The sequence below is a fragment of the Bradyrhizobium sp. AZCC 1588 genome (genome assembly GCF_036924735.1).
GTDB lineage: Bacteria > Pseudomonadota > Alphaproteobacteria > Rhizobiales > Xanthobacteraceae > Bradyrhizobium.
The window spans coordinates 2,364,137-2,378,105 of the sequence record NZ_JAZHSC010000001.1 but is presented as its reverse complement, the minus strand read 5'-3'; the positions used below and the strand labels follow the sequence as shown (position 1 = coordinate 2,378,105).

12 protein-coding genes are annotated in these 13,969 nt (G+C 63.2%); 9 read left to right on the top strand and 3 right to left on the bottom strand.

Translation table 11 applies throughout. The features are described 5' to 3' along the window. Positions 1–75: 75 nt before the first annotated feature. Positions 76–1,245 (bottom strand): 4-hydroxybenzoate 3-monooxygenase, encoded by a 1,170-nt coding sequence (gene pobA / locus V1277_RS11130; protein WP_334416184.1) that lies wholly within the window; start codon positions 1,243–1,245, stop codon positions 76–78. 278 nt (positions 1,246–1,523) lie between these two features. Here pobA and V1277_RS11125 point away from each other — a divergent pair, with 278 nt between their 5' ends. From V1277_RS11125 to V1277_RS11085, 9 genes are all read left to right on the top strand, one after another. After that, the gene (locus V1277_RS11125; protein WP_334416183.1) at positions 1,524–2,540 is read left to right on the top strand and encodes a TRAP transporter substrate-binding protein; all 1,017 of its coding nucleotides are present in this window, start codon (positions 1,524–1,526) and stop codon (positions 2,538–2,540) included. A gap of 78 nt (positions 2,541–2,618) precedes the next feature. Beyond that, complete coding sequence (locus tag V1277_RS11120) at positions 2,619–3,128, top strand: TRAP transporter small permease (protein WP_334372523.1); 510 nt, start codon at positions 2,619–2,621, stop codon at positions 3,126–3,128. Positions 3,129–3,134: 6 nt separating this feature from the next. Continuing rightward, the gene (locus V1277_RS11115; RefSeq protein WP_334416182.1) at positions 3,135–4,451 is read left to right on the top strand and encodes a TRAP transporter large permease; all 1,317 of its coding nucleotides are present in this window, start codon (positions 3,135–3,137) and stop codon (positions 4,449–4,451) included. A 16-nt stretch (positions 4,452–4,467) separates the two neighbouring features. Further along, complete coding sequence (locus V1277_RS11110; protein WP_334416181.1) at positions 4,468–4,926, top strand: DUF3237 domain-containing protein; 459 nt, start codon at positions 4,468–4,470, stop codon at positions 4,924–4,926. A gap of 1,236 nt (positions 4,927–6,162) precedes the next feature. After that, entirely contained in the window at positions 6,163–6,969 is an 807-nt protein-coding gene (locus V1277_RS11105; RefSeq protein WP_442894471.1) for a crotonase/enoyl-CoA hydratase family protein, read from the top strand. A gap of 1 nt (position 6,970) precedes the next feature. Next, positions 6,971–8,857 carry a feruloyl-CoA synthase gene (locus V1277_RS11100; protein WP_334416179.1) on the top strand — a complete coding sequence of 629 codons (1,887 nt, stop codon included), beginning with the start codon at positions 6,971–6,973 and terminating at the stop codon, positions 8,855–8,857. Positions 8,858–8,892: 35 nt separating this feature from the next. Then, entirely contained in the window at positions 8,893–9,654 is a 762-nt protein-coding gene (locus V1277_RS11095; RefSeq protein WP_334416178.1) for an SDR family NAD(P)-dependent oxidoreductase, read from the top strand. A gap of 13 nt (positions 9,655–9,667) precedes the next feature. Beyond that, positions 9,668–10,087: an acyl-CoA thioesterase gene (locus V1277_RS11090; protein WP_334372532.1), complete on the top strand. Its 420-nt coding sequence runs from the start codon at positions 9,668–9,670 to the stop codon at positions 10,085–10,087. Between the two features lie 88 nt (positions 10,088–10,175). Next, a complete protein-coding gene (locus tag V1277_RS11085; RefSeq protein ID WP_334416177.1) occupies positions 10,176–11,327 on the top strand; it encodes an ABC transporter substrate-binding protein in 1,152 nt (383 codons plus the stop codon). Between the two features lie 144 nt (positions 11,328–11,471). On the opposite strand, the gene V1277_RS11080 is transcribed toward V1277_RS11085, so the two are convergent. Both V1277_RS11080 and V1277_RS11075 read right to left on the bottom strand, forming a co-directional pair. Further along, on the bottom strand, positions 11,472–12,203 hold the full coding sequence (locus V1277_RS11080) for an ABC transporter ATP-binding protein (protein WP_334416176.1): 732 nt from the start codon (positions 12,201–12,203) through the stop codon (positions 11,472–11,474). Then, positions 12,200–13,969 carry a branched-chain amino acid ABC transporter ATP-binding protein/permease gene (locus V1277_RS11075; RefSeq protein WP_334416175.1) on the bottom strand — a complete coding sequence of 590 codons (1,770 nt, stop codon included), beginning with the start codon at positions 13,967–13,969 and terminating at the stop codon, positions 12,200–12,202. Before V1277_RS11075 ends, V1277_RS11080 begins: the two co-directional genes overlap by 4 nt.

Sequence of the window (13,969 nt, the reverse complement as noted above, 5' to 3'; positions counted from 1 at the left end):
GCGAAGCGTGCCCACCACTCTTGCGGAGTATATGATGGTGGGCACGCTGGGCTTTGCCCACCCTACGATTCCCGCCTAGAACGGCAGCCCCACGTAATTCTCCGACAGCGACGCGGACGCCGCTTTCGAGTTGACGACGTAATCCAGCTCGGCGAGCTGAATCCGTGCGCCGAATTCGCCCTGGTCGGGGAATTTGTGCAGCATCGAGGTCATCCACCAGGAGAAGCGCACCGCCTTCCAGACGCGCGACAATGCCTTGGCGGAATAGCCGTCGATGCCGGCGGACGATTTCTCGTCATAATATTCGCGCAACGCCTGCGAGAGATAATGCACGTCGCTGGCGGCGAGGTTCAGGCCCTTGGCGCCGGTCGGCGGCACAATGTGGGAGGCGTCGCCGGCCAAAAACATCCGGCCGAACCGCATCGGCTCGGCGACGAAGCTGCGCAAGGGCGCAATGCTCTTTTCGATCGAGGGGCCGGTGACGAGTTCGTCGGCCGCCTTCTGGTCGATCCGGCGCTTCAGCTCGTCCCAGAAGCGTTCATCCGGCCACTGGTCGATATGATCGTCGAGCGGACACTGCACGTAATAGCGGCTGCGCCGGGTCGAGCGCATGGTGCAGAGCGCGAATCCGCGCGCATGGTTCGAGTAGATCAGCTCGGGGCTGACCGGCGGCGTCTCCGAGAGGATGCCGAGCCAGCCGAATGGATAGATCCGTTCAAAGGTCTGGATCGCGGACGGCTTTACGCTGGCGCGGCTGACGCCATGAAAGCCGTCGCAGCCGGCGATGAAGTCGCATTCGATCTCGTGGGTGACGCCGTCCTTGACGTAGCTGACGCGCGGGCGGTCGGTGTCGAAATCGAGCGGTTTGACGTCGGCGGCCTGGTAGATGGTGGTGAGGCCAGCCGCCTTGCGCGCGTTCATCAGGTCGAGCGTCACCTCGGTCTGGCCGTAGATCATGACGGTCTTGCCGGTCGGGCCGTGCAAGTCGATGCGGTGGCGCGCGCCGCCAAACGCCAATTCCAGACCGTGGTGGACCAGCCCCTCGCGATGGGCGCGCTCGCCGGCGCCGACCTCGTCGAGCAGCGCCACCGTGCCTTCCTCGAGCAGGCCGGCGCGGATGCGGCCGAGCACATATTCGCCCGTCTGGCGCTCGAGAATGACATTATCGATGCCGTAGCGGTGAAGTAGTTGCCCAAGCAACAATCCTGCCGGACCTGCACCTATGATTGCGACTTTTGTCCTCAATACCCGCTCCTCCCGGTATTATAGGTTTCAAGCCGGCGGTTGCCCCAGGCTTGCAATGGTAGTTATCTTGCAATGGTAGTTATATCATATAACGGTTTTGGCAAAGGACATTGGCGCGAAACAGTATGGGTGCACTTCGCGGCAGTGCACATGGCGACCAGGGGAAGAGGAGACGCTGCGGCTGAACGTTCGCCTTGAAAATGGGGGCGAGTTAGATAACATGTTAATTAACGATGTCGGGCGAATGAACAGCCCGCGTGCCAAGGGAGAGGATGCCGATGAGGAAAGCATTTCTGGCGATGCTGCTGGCCGCCAGCGTGACGCCTGCGCTGGCGCAGGAAAAAACCTTCGAACTGAAACTGTCGCATTGGGTGCCGGCCTCGCATCCGCTGCAGAAGGCGCTGGAGGAATGGGGCGCGGCGGTTGAGAAGGAATCCGGCGGCACCGTCAAGTCCAAGGTGTTCCCGGCGCAGCAGCTCGGCAAGGCATTCGATCATTACGACATGGCGCGCGACGGCATCGCTGATGTCACTTACATCAACCCGGGCTATCAGCCGGGGCGGTTTCCACTCATCGGCGCCGGCGAATTGCCCTTCCTGATGTCGGACGCCAAGGGCGGCTCGATGGCGCTCGACGCCTGGTATCGCAAATATGCCGAGAAGGAGATGAAGGACGTCAAGTTCTGTCTGGCCTTCATCCATTCGCCGTCGACGTTCCATTCCCGGACGAAGAAAATCGTCACGCCCGAAGACATCAAGGGCATGAAGATCAGGCCCGCCCACGCCACCATGGCGAATTTCGTCACCCAGCTCGGCGGCACCAACGTGCAGTCCTCGGCGCCGGAGGTCCGCGACATCATCGAGCGCGGCGTCGCCGACTCCGTTACCTTCCCGTGGGGGTCGGTAGTTCTGTTCGGCATCGACAAGGTGACGAAGTATCACATCGAAGCGCCGATCTATGTCACGACCTTTGCCTTCGTGATGAACAAGGACAAGTACAACCAGATGTCCGACAAGCAAAAAAAGGCGGTCGACAACAATTGCAACACGGAAGCTGCCGGCCGCGTCGGCGAACCCTGGGGCAAGTACGAGGATGCCGGCGTCGAAAAGATCAAGGCGATGTCGGGTCACGAGGTCTACAAGCTGACGCCGGAGCAGACGGCGGCGTGGAAGAAGGCGGCCGAGCCGCTGGTCAAGACCTGGGGTGAGGGCGTCAAGAAGAACGGCGGCGATCCGGACGCGGCGCTGGCCGAGCTCAAGGCTTCGCTCACCAAGTACAACGCGCTCGCGCAGTAGAGCGTAAGCGGCTTTGACGGCGGCAGGGATCTCCTGCCGCCGTCTCCTCCCTGCCATTGCCAGCCGTTCGGAGCGGACATGAATCGCGCGTGGATGGATCGTTTCATCGACACGATCGAATGGATCGCGGCCGGTTTTGTCGGCATCGTCGCGCTCAACATCTTCATCGGCGTCCTGCTGCGCAACACGTTCAATTATGCGATCCCGGATTCGTTCGACATCGGGCGCATGCTGCTCGGCATCCTGATCTTCTGGGGAATCGCCGCCACCAGCTACCGCGGTGGCCACATCACCGTCGATCTGATCTGGGCCAATGTCGGTCCAAAGTACCAGCGCATGATCGACGTGTTCGCGACGCTGGTGCTGCTGTTCGTCGTCACCGTGCAGACCTATACCTTGTTCGACAAGGTGCGCGGCACCTACAACGACAATGTCCTGACGTATGAAGTGCATATGCCAACCTGGCCGTTCTTCGCGGTCGCCTGGGCCGGCGACGCCGCCGCGGTGCTCCTGATCGCGATCCGCACCTGGCGGCTGGTCTTCCATCCGGAAGACATCCATGACGCCAAGATCAAGACCGTGGAGTAGGGCGGGATGAGCACCGATACCGTCGCGGTCCTGGGATTTGTCGCGCTCTTCGTGCTGATGCTGCTGCGCGTGCCGGTCGGCATGGCGATGGGCCTCGTCGGTGTCTGTGGCTTCGGTTATCTGGTCGGCTTCACGCCGGCGCTCAAGATGGTCGGCCAGACCTCGATGCGCACGGTGACCGACTACACCTTCGGCGTGATTCCGATGTTCCTCTTGATGGGAGCGTTCGTCAGCAATTCCGGCATGAGCCGCGAACTGTTCCGCGCCGCCAACGGCTTTGTCGGCCATCTGCGCGGCGGGCTCGGCATTGCTACCGTCGGAGCCTGTGGTGGCTTTGCCGCGATCTGCGGCTCGTCGGTTGCGACCGCTGCGACGTTTTCGACCGTCGCCTATCCGGAAATGCGGCGCTATGGCTATCCGCAATCCTTTGCCACCGGCGTGATCGCGGCCGGCGGCACGCTGGGCGCCATGTTGCCGCCATCGACGGTGCTTGCCGTCTACGGCATCATCACTGAACAGGACATCGGCAAGCTGTTCATCGCCGGCATCATCCCCGGCCTGCTCGCCATTGCGATGTACATGCTTACGATTTCGCTGATCGGCTGGTTCCGGCCGGACTTCCTGCCGGCGGGTCCGCAAACCAAATGGCGCGAGCGCTTGGCCGGCCTCAAGAACATCTGGGCGCCGGTGCTGCTGTTCATCTTCGTGATAGGTGGGCTGTACGGCCTGCCGTTTCTGCCGCGCTTTACGCCGACGGAGGCGGGCGGCGTCGGCGCCACCGGTGCGTTCCTGATTGGCATACTGACGGGAAGGCTGGACAAGGAAAAGATCCTGGGCTCGTTGCTGCAGGCGACCCGCACCGCAGCCGCGGTGTTTACCGTGCTGATTGGCGCGCTGATCTTCGGTTATTTCCTGACGGTGACTCAGACCCCGCAGAAAGTCACGGAGCTTCTCACCGGCCTCGGGCTCGGTCCCTACGGCATCCTGGCGCTGATCATGGTGATGTATCTGGTGCTGGGCTGCTTGATGGATGCCATGGCCATGATCATCCTGACGGTGCCGATCATCTTTCCAGTGATCGTGCATCTCGGTTTCGACCCGATCTGGTTCGGCATCATCATCGTGATGACGGTAGAGCTTGGCCTCATCTCACCGCCGATCGGCATGAATGTCTTTGTCATCAAGAGCGTCGTCAAGGACGTGTCGTTCTCCACGATCTTCCGTGGCGTGATGCCCTTCGTGGTGACGGACTTGGTCCGGCTGGTGATCCTGATCGCATTTCCACTACTGGCACTGTGGCTGCCGCAACGCATGGCCGGATAGAGCATGGGTGGCGCCGATGAGCCCGCAGCTTGAGACCAGATACGTCTTCACCATCACCGTCCGGATCGGCGAGGTGACCTCGGCCGGCGAGATCGGCACCGGCGTGCGCCGGATCATTCCGATCATCGGCGGCGAGGTGAAGGGCGAAATCAACGGCAAGGTCTGCGCCTTCGGTGCCGACTTCCAGATCATCCGGCCCAACGAGCTGATCGAGCTGGAAGCCAAATACGCCTTCGAGACCGACGATGGCGCGGTGGTCTATGTCGAGAACAAGGGCCTGCGCTTCGGCCCGGTCGAACTGCTGCAGAAGCTCAAGCGCGGCGAGCCGGTCGATCCAAAACTGATCTATTTCCGTACCGTGCCGAAATTCGAGACGGGCGCAGAGAAATATCGCTGGCTGATGCAAAACCTCTTCATCGCCTCCGCCGCCCGCCACGCCGACCACGTCGTCATCGACGTGCATCAGGTGCTGTGAGCCCTTCTTACCCTCCCCTTGCGGGACCCTGGAGGGGGAGGGTCGTCACACATTGAGCGCAGCGAAATGTGAGGCGGGGTGGGGTGATCTCTCAACACGGGCACTGATCGTGAGGTGAGACCGTCACCCCACCCCGCCGCTTCGCGTCGACCCTCCCCCTCCAGGGGAGGGTGAACAGCCGCAGACATCACAGTTGTAGAGTGGGCAAAGGATCGCTAGCGACGTGCCCACCATCCATCCCTGATCGCGCTGCTTGATGGTGGGCACGCTTCCGCCTTCGCTCATGGAGCTACGGCGGACGTGGGCGCTTTGCCCACCCTACGATTTCTGTGACTTTGTCTGTGACTGCCCGACGGGGCAAATTACTTCTGATTTTCAGAAATCGTGTCAAGGCGTGGAATCAAAAATATTCTGCTTTCGTTCTCACCCAAATCAGCCGCATAACTCCGTCTGTCTCACGGCAGATGAGGGGCGTCGGCCATGTCACGAACGCGCGGTGAGATGCGATGGACGCAGATGGCGCGATAGACGTTGCGCGCCGGAGGCGTACGGTGAAGTCGTGTGGTCCTGATGTCGCGGTGCTGGCATGAAGCTGCGTGGTGTTTTCACGCAGCGACGGTGGCAAAAGAGCCGTTCGCCGGGGAGAGCACGTTATAAGCCGTAAAGCCATTGCGCAGGGAAGGCCGGGATGCTCCCGCTGTACCTGTATGCTCGTGTGCGCGTTCCTTGTGCGCAATTGCACACGAGACCGCGGGTGCAGCAAGCACCCGGTCTTCCCTGCGCCCTCAGAACAAGAGGGCGGGCAAACGAAGATGCAAAGCTCGGGCAAACATGTCGCGAGATCGCGAAACTATATCCCCGTCATTGCGAGCGCAGCGAAGCAATCCATCTATCCCCGAGCGGCGCTATGGATTGCTTCGCTGCGCTCGCAATGACGTGGAGGGAGCGCAGTCCGGGAGCGGGTTTGTCACCCTCCCCTGGAGGGGTCCGAGACGAGCGAAGCTCGCTCGTGGGTCGGCTCGCATTGAGCGCAGCGAAATGTGAGGCGGGGTGGGGTGATCTCTCAACACGGGCACCATCCGAATGGAGGGACCGTCACCCCGCCCCGCCGCTTCGCGGCGACCCCCGAGCGAGCTTCGCTCGTCCGGACCCCTCCAGGGGAGGGTAAACTTCCCTCATTGACTCCCGCCCGGCAAAATCGTTATAAAACATAACTATTCTGCGCAGGACCTAAAATTGCCCATGGGAAACGCCTCCACCGCCGCTGCGGGTCAATCCGACCTGCTCAAGATCGAGCAGAAGGGCGCGGTGCTGACCGTGGGGCTTAACCGTCCGGCCAAGCGCAATGCGCTCAACGACGGCATCATCCTTGCGATCCAGGATTGCTTCTCCAATCTGCCCGATGGCACAGGCGCGGTGGTCATCCATGGTGTCGGCGACCATTTCTCCTCCGGCCTCGACCTGTCCGAACTGACCGAGCATGACGCCACCGAGGGCCTGCGCCATTCGCAGATGTGGCACCGCGTGTTCGATCGCATCCAGTATAGCCGGGTCCCCGTGATCGCGGCGCTGAAGGGCGCGGTGATCGGCGGTGGGCTGGAGCTGGCCTGCGCCGCCCATATCCGCGTTGCCGAACCATCAGCCTACTTCGCGCTGCCCGAAGGCCAGCGCGGCATCTTCGTCGGCGGCGGCGGGTCGGTGCGGCTGCCGCGGCTGATCGGGGTGGCGCGGATGATCGACATGATGTTGACGGGGCGGGTCTATTCGGCGACCGAAGGCTCGGCCTATGGCTTCTCGCAATATCTCACCGAAGCCGGCGGCGCGCTGCCGAAGGCGCTGGAACTGGCGGAACGCGTGGCGGCGAACGCGCCGCTGACCAATTTCGCCGTGCTGCAGGCGCTGCCGATGATCGCGGAAGCCAATCCGCAAACCGGTCTCCTGATGGAATCCCTGATGGCAACCGTGGCGCAGAGCGACAAAGAGGCCAAGCGCCGCATTCGCGCGTTTCTCGACCACAAGACCGCAAAGGTGAAGCCGACCTGACATGAGCGCCAAGCCCAGCATGTCCGCCTCGACCGATTCAGCCGCGCGCGCCGATCATCCGCTGCGCCCGATCTCGTTCGGCACGCCCGCGGTGCATGTCGAGCGCCGCGACGACGGCACCATCTATCTGCGCCCGAAAGCGCAGTTGCGCGACTATCCGGCGCGCATCACCGACCGCCTGCATCATTGGGCCGCAGCGGCGCCTGATCGAGTCTTCATGGCCGAGCGCAACGCGGCACGGGGCTGGCGGCACATCACCTATGCGGAGCTGTTGACGTCGTCGCAGCACATCGCGTCTGCGCTGTTGGCGCGTGGGCTTTCGGCAGAAAAGCCAGTTGTCATCCTGTCCGGCAACTCGGTCGATCATGCGCTCGTCGCGTTCGGCGCGCTCTATGCCGGCATTCCCTTCTGTCCGGTATCGCCGGCCTATTCGCTGGTATCGCGCGACTACGGCAAGCTCAGCTATCTGATGAAGCTGTTGACGCCCGGCCTCGTGTTCGTCGACGACGCGACGAAGTTCGCCGATGCGCTCGCCGCCAATGTGTCGTTCGGGACCGAGATCGCCGCCTCGCGCGGTGCGGTGCCCGGCCGTGATGTCACGACGCTTGCAGATCTGATGGCGACGCCATTGCATCCGCGGCTCGACGCAGTGCACGAAGCGATCGGCCCGGACACGATCGCCAAATTCCTGCTGACGTCGGGCTCGACGGGCAACCCCAAGGCTGTGATCAACACCCAGCGCATGATCTGCGCCAATCAGGTGATGCTGCGCGAGACACTGGCGTTCCTGAAGGACGAGCCGCCGGTCATCGTCGACTGGCTGCCGTGGAATCACACCTTCGGCGGCAATCACAATATCGGGCTGACGCTCTATAATGGCGGCTCGATGTATCTCGACGAAGGCAAGCCGATGCCCGGCGGCATTGAAGAGACTGTGCGCAATCTTCAGGAGATTTCGCCGACGGTCTATTTCAACGTGCCCAAGGGCTATGAATCGCTATTGCCCTATCTGCGCGACGATGCGGCCTTGCGGAAAAAGTTCTTTGCGCGGCTGCAGGCGATGTTCTTCTCGGGCGCGGCGTTGTCGGCCTTCGTCTGGAACAGCCTCGACGAATTGTCGGTCCAGGAAACCGGCTATCGCGTGCCGATGCTGACCGGCCTTGGCGCCACCGAGACTGCGCCGTTCTTCATGTCGGTCAATCCGGTGACCAGCCGCTCCGGCCATGTCGGGCTGCCGGTGTTGGGCAATGATGCGAAACTCGTGCCCAATAATGGCAAGCTGGAGGTTCGCGCCAAGGGCCCGAACGTGATGCCCGGCTATTGGCGTCAGCCTGATATGACGGCGAAGTCCTTCGATGAGGAAGGCTTCTACAAGATGGGCGACGCGCTCAAGCCGGCCGTTGCAGATAATTTCGACGCCGGCTTCGATTTTGACGGCCGCATCGGTGAGGACTTCAAGCTCGCCAGCGGCACCTGGGTCAGCGTCGGCCCGTTACGGGCGCGCTTCGTCGCGGCCTGCGCGCCGCTGGTGCGGGACGTCGTCATTGCCGGCATCAACCGCGACGAAATATCGGCGCTGGTGGTGCTCGATCTCGACGGTTGCCGCCTGATCAATCCGACGCTCCCGCATGACGACCTGGCCACCGCGGCGTCCGACCCGCTGATCGTCGCAGCCTTCCGCGAACGCTTCAAGAAGCTCGTCGCGGGCGCGACGGGCTCATCGACCAGGATCACGCGCGCGGTGCTGCTCGATACGCCGCTGTCGATCGATCGCGGCGAGGTCACCGACAAGGGCTCGATCAACCAGCGCGCTGTTCTGGAGAATCGCAGCGCGCTGATCGAGGAGATCTATTCGCCCGCGCCACCGGCGCAGGTGATCACGCTGTAACCGAATTCGCGCAAAAGCTTGTCAGGGAGAGCACCATGCAGTTGAAGGACCAGGCCGCCATCGTCACCGGCGGCGCATCGGGATTGGGCGCGGCGACCGCGCGCCGCCTCGCGGCGCAGGGCGCCAAGGTCGCAGTTTGCGATCTCAACGCCAACCTGGCGGAGGCCGTCGCGGCCGAGATCGGCGGCGTCGCCGTGATCTGCGACGTTTCCGATGCTGCCTCCGCGGAGGCTGCGATCGCCAAGGCTGCGGCGGCCCATGGTCCGGCGCGCGTGCTGGTGAACTGCGCCGGCATCGGCGTCGCCAAGCGCGTGATCGGCAAGGACGGCCCGATGGCGCTCGGCGACTTCGACAAGGTGATCAGGGTCAATCTGATCGGCTCGTTCAACATGCTGCGGTTGGCGACCGCTCCGATGTCGAAGCTCGAGCCGCTTGCGACCGGCGAGCGCGGCGTGGTGATCTCGACCGCCTCGGTCGCGGCCTATGACGGCCAGATCGGTCAGTCGGCTTATTCGGCTTCCAAGGGCGGCATCGTCGCCATGACGCTGCCGATCGCGCGCGAACTGGCGCAGTTCGGGATTCGCGTGCTGACGATCGCGCCGGGCCTCTTCCTCACGCCGCTGCTCGCCAACCTGCCGCAGGAAGCGCAGGACTCACTTGCCGCCTCGATCCCGTTCCCGCGCCGCCTCGGCCAGGCCGACGAGTTTGCCTCGCTGGCGCTGCACATGATCGACAATCCGTACCTGAACGGCGAAGTGGTGCGGCTCGATGCCGCGCTTCGCATGGCACCGCGCTAGGATAACTCATCCCATGTTCGTCAACCGGCGCGACGTGCAGATCCAGTGGGGTGATTGCGACCCCGCCAATATCGTTTACTACCCGCGCTATTTCGCGATGTTCGACGATTCCACTTCGATCATGTTCGAAGCCGCCGGCTTTTCGAAACAGGACCTCATCCACAAATATGGCCTCGTCGGCATTCCCATGGTCGACACAAGGGCCAAATTTCATATCCCGTCCACCCATGGCGACTGGATCCGGATCGAAAGCCGGATCGAGAGTTTCAAGCGCTCCAGCTTCGAGGTGGTCCACAACGTGTTCAAGGGCGAGGCATTGGCGATCGAGGCGTTCGAAACCCGCGTGCTGGTCGGCAAGCACCCGGACGATCCCGCGAAGCTGAAATCGGCGCCGATGCCGCCGGAGATCATCGAGCGTTTCATGCGGGGCTGACTTACTATCCGGCATGACCTAAAGAAGGGGCTGAATTAAGGGCCCGGTTTTGCTTAAGACTGCAGATAATAATCCAAGGGAGGAATGAATGAAGAAGGCTTTTCTGTCCGCGGCGGCTGTCATCGCGGCCCTCGCCCTGCCGGGCGCGCCGGTCATTGCACAGACCAATGAAATCACGATCGGCATCACCGTCACCACGACCGGTCCCGCAGCCGCTCTCGGTATTCCCGAACGCAACTCGCTCGATTTCGTGCCGAAGGAAATCGGCGGCGTACCGATCAAGGTCATCGTGCTCGACGACGGCGGCGATCCGACCGCGGCAACCACCAATGCACGGCGCTTCGTAACTGAGTCGAAGGCCGACATCATCATGGGCTCCTCGACGACTCCTCCGACGGTTGCGGTCTCCACGGTTGCGAACGAGGCGGGGATTCCACATTTCGGCCTCGCGCCGCTCCCGATCAACGAGGCGCGCATGAAGTGGTCGGTCGCAATGCCGCAGCCGATCCCGATCATGGGCAAGGTGCTGTACGAGCACATGAAGGCGCACGGCATCAAGACCGTCGGCTACATCGGCTACTCCGATTCCTACGGTGATCTCTGGGTCAACGACTTCAAGACCCAGGCCGTGCCCATGGGCCTGACCATGGCTACCGAAGAGCGCTTTGCCCGCCCGGATACGTCGGTCGCCGGCCAGGTGCTGAAGCTGGTCGCCGCCAATCCCGACGCCGTTCTCATCGGCGCTTCCGGCACCGCAGCGGCGCTGCCGCAGACCACGTTGCGCGAGCGCGGCTACAAGGGCCTGATCTATCAGACCCACGGCGCCGCCAGCATGGACTTCATCCGCATCGCGGGTCCCGCGGCGGAAGGCGTGATCATGGCTTCCGGTCCGGTGATGTCGCCGGAGTCCCAGCCCGACAGCGCGCTGACCAAGAAGCCGGGGCTGGCGCTCAATACCGCCTACGAAGCCAAGTATGGCGCCAACAGCCGCAGCCAGTTCGCCGGCCACTCCTATGACGCCTTTGAAGTTCTCAAGCGCGTAATCCCGGTGGCGCTGAAGAAGGCCAAGCCGGGCACGCCGGAATTCCGCGAGGCGATCCGTCTGGCGCTGATCTCGGAGAAGGAAATCGCGGCGAGCCAGGGCGTCTACAACTTCACTGAAAAGGATCGCTACGGCCTCGATGACCGCTCGCGCATCATCCTGACCGTGAAGGACGGCAAGTACGTCCCGGCGAAGTGAGGGGGCGTCTGTAGGGTGGGCAAAGCGACTTGTCCGCCGTAGCTCGACGAGCGAAGGCGTAAGCGTGCCCACCATAGACCAGCGAACATGAGAGATGGTGGGCACGGCGCAAGTGCGCCTTTGCCCACCCTACGGGAGCCGAGCCTAAATCCCGCTTGCGCCCTCGTGCTGGAAGCCGAGATAGCTCGCCGCGACGCGCTGGTTGCTGGCGATATCCTTGGCCGATCCGGACAGGATGAATTCGCCGAGTTCCATGACGTAGGCGCGGTCGGCGATTTTAAGCGCCGCTTGCGCATTCTGTTCCACCAGCAGCACCGACACGCCGGCGGCGCGCAATTCGCCGATGGTGCGGAAGATGTCGGCCACGATGATCGGTGCGAGCCCGAGGCTCGGCTCGTCCAGCATCAGCAGTTTCGGCGCGCCCATCAGGGCGCGGCCCATCGCCAGCATTTGCTGCTCGCCGCCGGAGAGGGTGCCGGCCAATTGCTTGCGCCGCTCCTTGAGCCGCGGAAACAGCGTGTAGACCCGCTCGAACGACCTTGCCGCGGTTGCCTTCGGAATTCGGAAGGCGCCGAGCTGCAGATTGTCCTCGACGTTCATCGTGCCGAACAATTCGCGGTGCTCCGGCACGAGACAGAGGCCCGCCGCGACGCGATCCTCGATGTCGAGCGGGGTCATGTCGGTGCCGGCGAAGGCGGTGGCGCCCTTGAGCGGCAGCACGCCCATGATGGCGTTGAGCAGCGTGGTCTTGCCGGCGCCGTTGGCGCCGATGATGGTGACGATCTCATCGTCGGCGACGTCGAGCGAAACCGAGCGCACGGCTTCGACATTGCCGTAGGAAACGTGGGCGTCGGAGACCGATAACAGCGCGCTCATGCGGTAGCTCCGAGATAGGCCTTGATCACATCTGGATTGGTCTTGATCGCATCCGGCGTGCCCTCGGCGATCTTGGTGCCGAAATCCAGCACCACGACGCGGTCGGCGAGATCCATCACAAAACCCATGTCGTGCTCGACCAGCAGCACCGACATGCCGCCGTCGCGCAGTTGACGGAGCAGGGCAGCGAGCCGCTGTTTTTCCATGTGGCGCAGTCCCGCGGCCGGCTCGTCGAGCAGCAGCAGCAGGGGATCGACGCACAGCGCGCGTGCAATCTCGACAATGCGCTGCTGGCCGAGCGACAGGCTTCCCGCCAACTGGTCGATCTGATCGCCGAGGCCGACACGCTCGATCTGGCGGGCGGCTTCCGCCAGCAATTTCGCCTCGTCGGCCCGGTCGAGTCGGAACATGCTGGAGATCGCGCCCGCAGACCCTCGCAAATGCGCACCGATCGCGACGTTCTCCAGCACGGTCATGTCAGGGACCAGCTTGACATGCTGGAAGGTGCGCGCGACGCCGAGTTTTACAACCTCCTGCGGCGGAGCGTTGTCGACCTTGTTGCCGAGCACCGAGATGGTGCCGCCGGTCGTCGTCAGCACGCCCGTGATCAGGTTGAAGGTCGTGCTCTTGCCGGCACCGTTGGGGCCGATCAGGGCGACGATCTCGCGGGCCTGGACGTCGAAGGAGACGTCGTTGACGGCAATCACGCCGCCGAACTGCTTGCGCGCCTTCTCGATCTGCAGCAGCACGGCGGACGAAGCCTGTGCGCGCACGGGCGTGGCAAGCGGAAGCGACGCATCGGGCAGCTTGCGGCCCGGCTGGATCGGCAGTCGCGACATCAGCCAGGGCCAGACGCCGGTCGGCGCCAGTTGCAGCAGAACGACCAGCAGGATGCCGAACACGATGGTCTCGAGCTGGCTCTGGCCGCCGAAGATATAGGGCAGATAGCTCTGCAGGATCTCCTTGAGGATCACGACGATGCCAGCGCCGAGCACTGCGCCCCAGACATAGCCGGCGCCGCCGACCACGGCGATGAACAGGTATTCGATGCCGGCCTGCGCGCCGAACGGGGTCGGATTGGCGGCGCGCTGGAAATGCGCATAGAGCCAGCCGGACAAGCCCGCGAGCACAGCCGCATAGATGAATACCAGAAGCTTGGCGCGCGGCGTCTGCACGCCGAACGCTTCGCCGGCGATATGCCCGCGCCGCAGCGCGCGGATCGCGCGGCCGGTGCGGGAGTCCAGCAGGTTTATGGTCAAGAGCGCCGAGACCAGCACCGCGATCCAGATCGCGAAATAGATCGTGCCGGGATCGAGCATCCGGAAATTGCCGATCGAGAGCGGCGGGATGCCGGAGATGCCGTCATTGCGGCCGAGGAATTCCAGCTTGCTGAACAGGTAAAACAGGCCGATGCCCCAGGCGATGGTGCCGAGCGGCAGATAATGGCCGGATAGCCGCACAGTGACGATGCCGAGCAGGACCGCGGCGATGCCGCTGACCACAAGCGAGAGCGGCAGCGTGAGCCATGGCGAGAAACCGTAGGCCGTGGTCAATACCGCCGTGGTATAGGCGCCGAAGCCGCAGAAGGCGGCCTGGCCGAACGAGGTGAGGCCGCCAACACCGGTCAAGAGCACCAGCCCCATCGCCACCAGTGCGGCGAGGCCGATATTGTTGAGCAGCACGATCCAGAATGGCGGGATGCCCGGAATGAACGGGATCGCTGCCATCACGAGCGCGAAGATGATGAGGGGGGTGCGCTGGTTCAT

Bases quoted from the DNA above. Each gene is read 5' to 3' on its own strand.
- V1277_RS11110 (WP_334416181.1), top strand. From the start codon at position 4,468: ATGAGCCCGCAGCTTGAGACCAGATACGTCTTCACCATCACCGTCCGG.
- V1277_RS11125 (WP_334416183.1), top strand. From the start codon at position 1,524: ATGAGGAAAGCATTTCTGGCGATGCTGCTGGCCGCCAGCGTGACGCCT.
- V1277_RS11095 (WP_334416178.1), top strand. From the start codon at position 8,893: ATGCAGTTGAAGGACCAGGCCGCCATCGTCACCGGCGGCGCATCGGGA.
- V1277_RS11085 (WP_334416177.1), top strand. From the start codon at position 10,176: ATGAAGAAGGCTTTTCTGTCCGCGGCGGCTGTCATCGCGGCCCTCGCC.
- V1277_RS11080 (WP_334416176.1), bottom strand. From the start codon at position 12,203: ATGAGCGCGCTGTTATCGGTCTCCGACGCCCACGTTTCCTACGGCAAT.
- V1277_RS11090 (WP_334372532.1), top strand. From the start codon at position 9,668: ATGTTCGTCAACCGGCGCGACGTGCAGATCCAGTGGGGTGATTGCGAC.
- V1277_RS11075 (WP_334416175.1), bottom strand. From the start codon at position 13,969: ATGAACCAGCGCACCCCCCTCATCATCTTCGCGCTCGTGATGGCAGCG.
- V1277_RS11120 (WP_334372523.1), top strand. From the start codon at position 2,619: ATGAATCGCGCGTGGATGGATCGTTTCATCGACACGATCGAATGGATC.
- V1277_RS11100 (WP_334416179.1), top strand. From the start codon at position 6,971: ATGAGCGCCAAGCCCAGCATGTCCGCCTCGACCGATTCAGCCGCGCGC.
- V1277_RS11115 (WP_334416182.1), top strand. From the start codon at position 3,135: ATGAGCACCGATACCGTCGCGGTCCTGGGATTTGTCGCGCTCTTCGTG.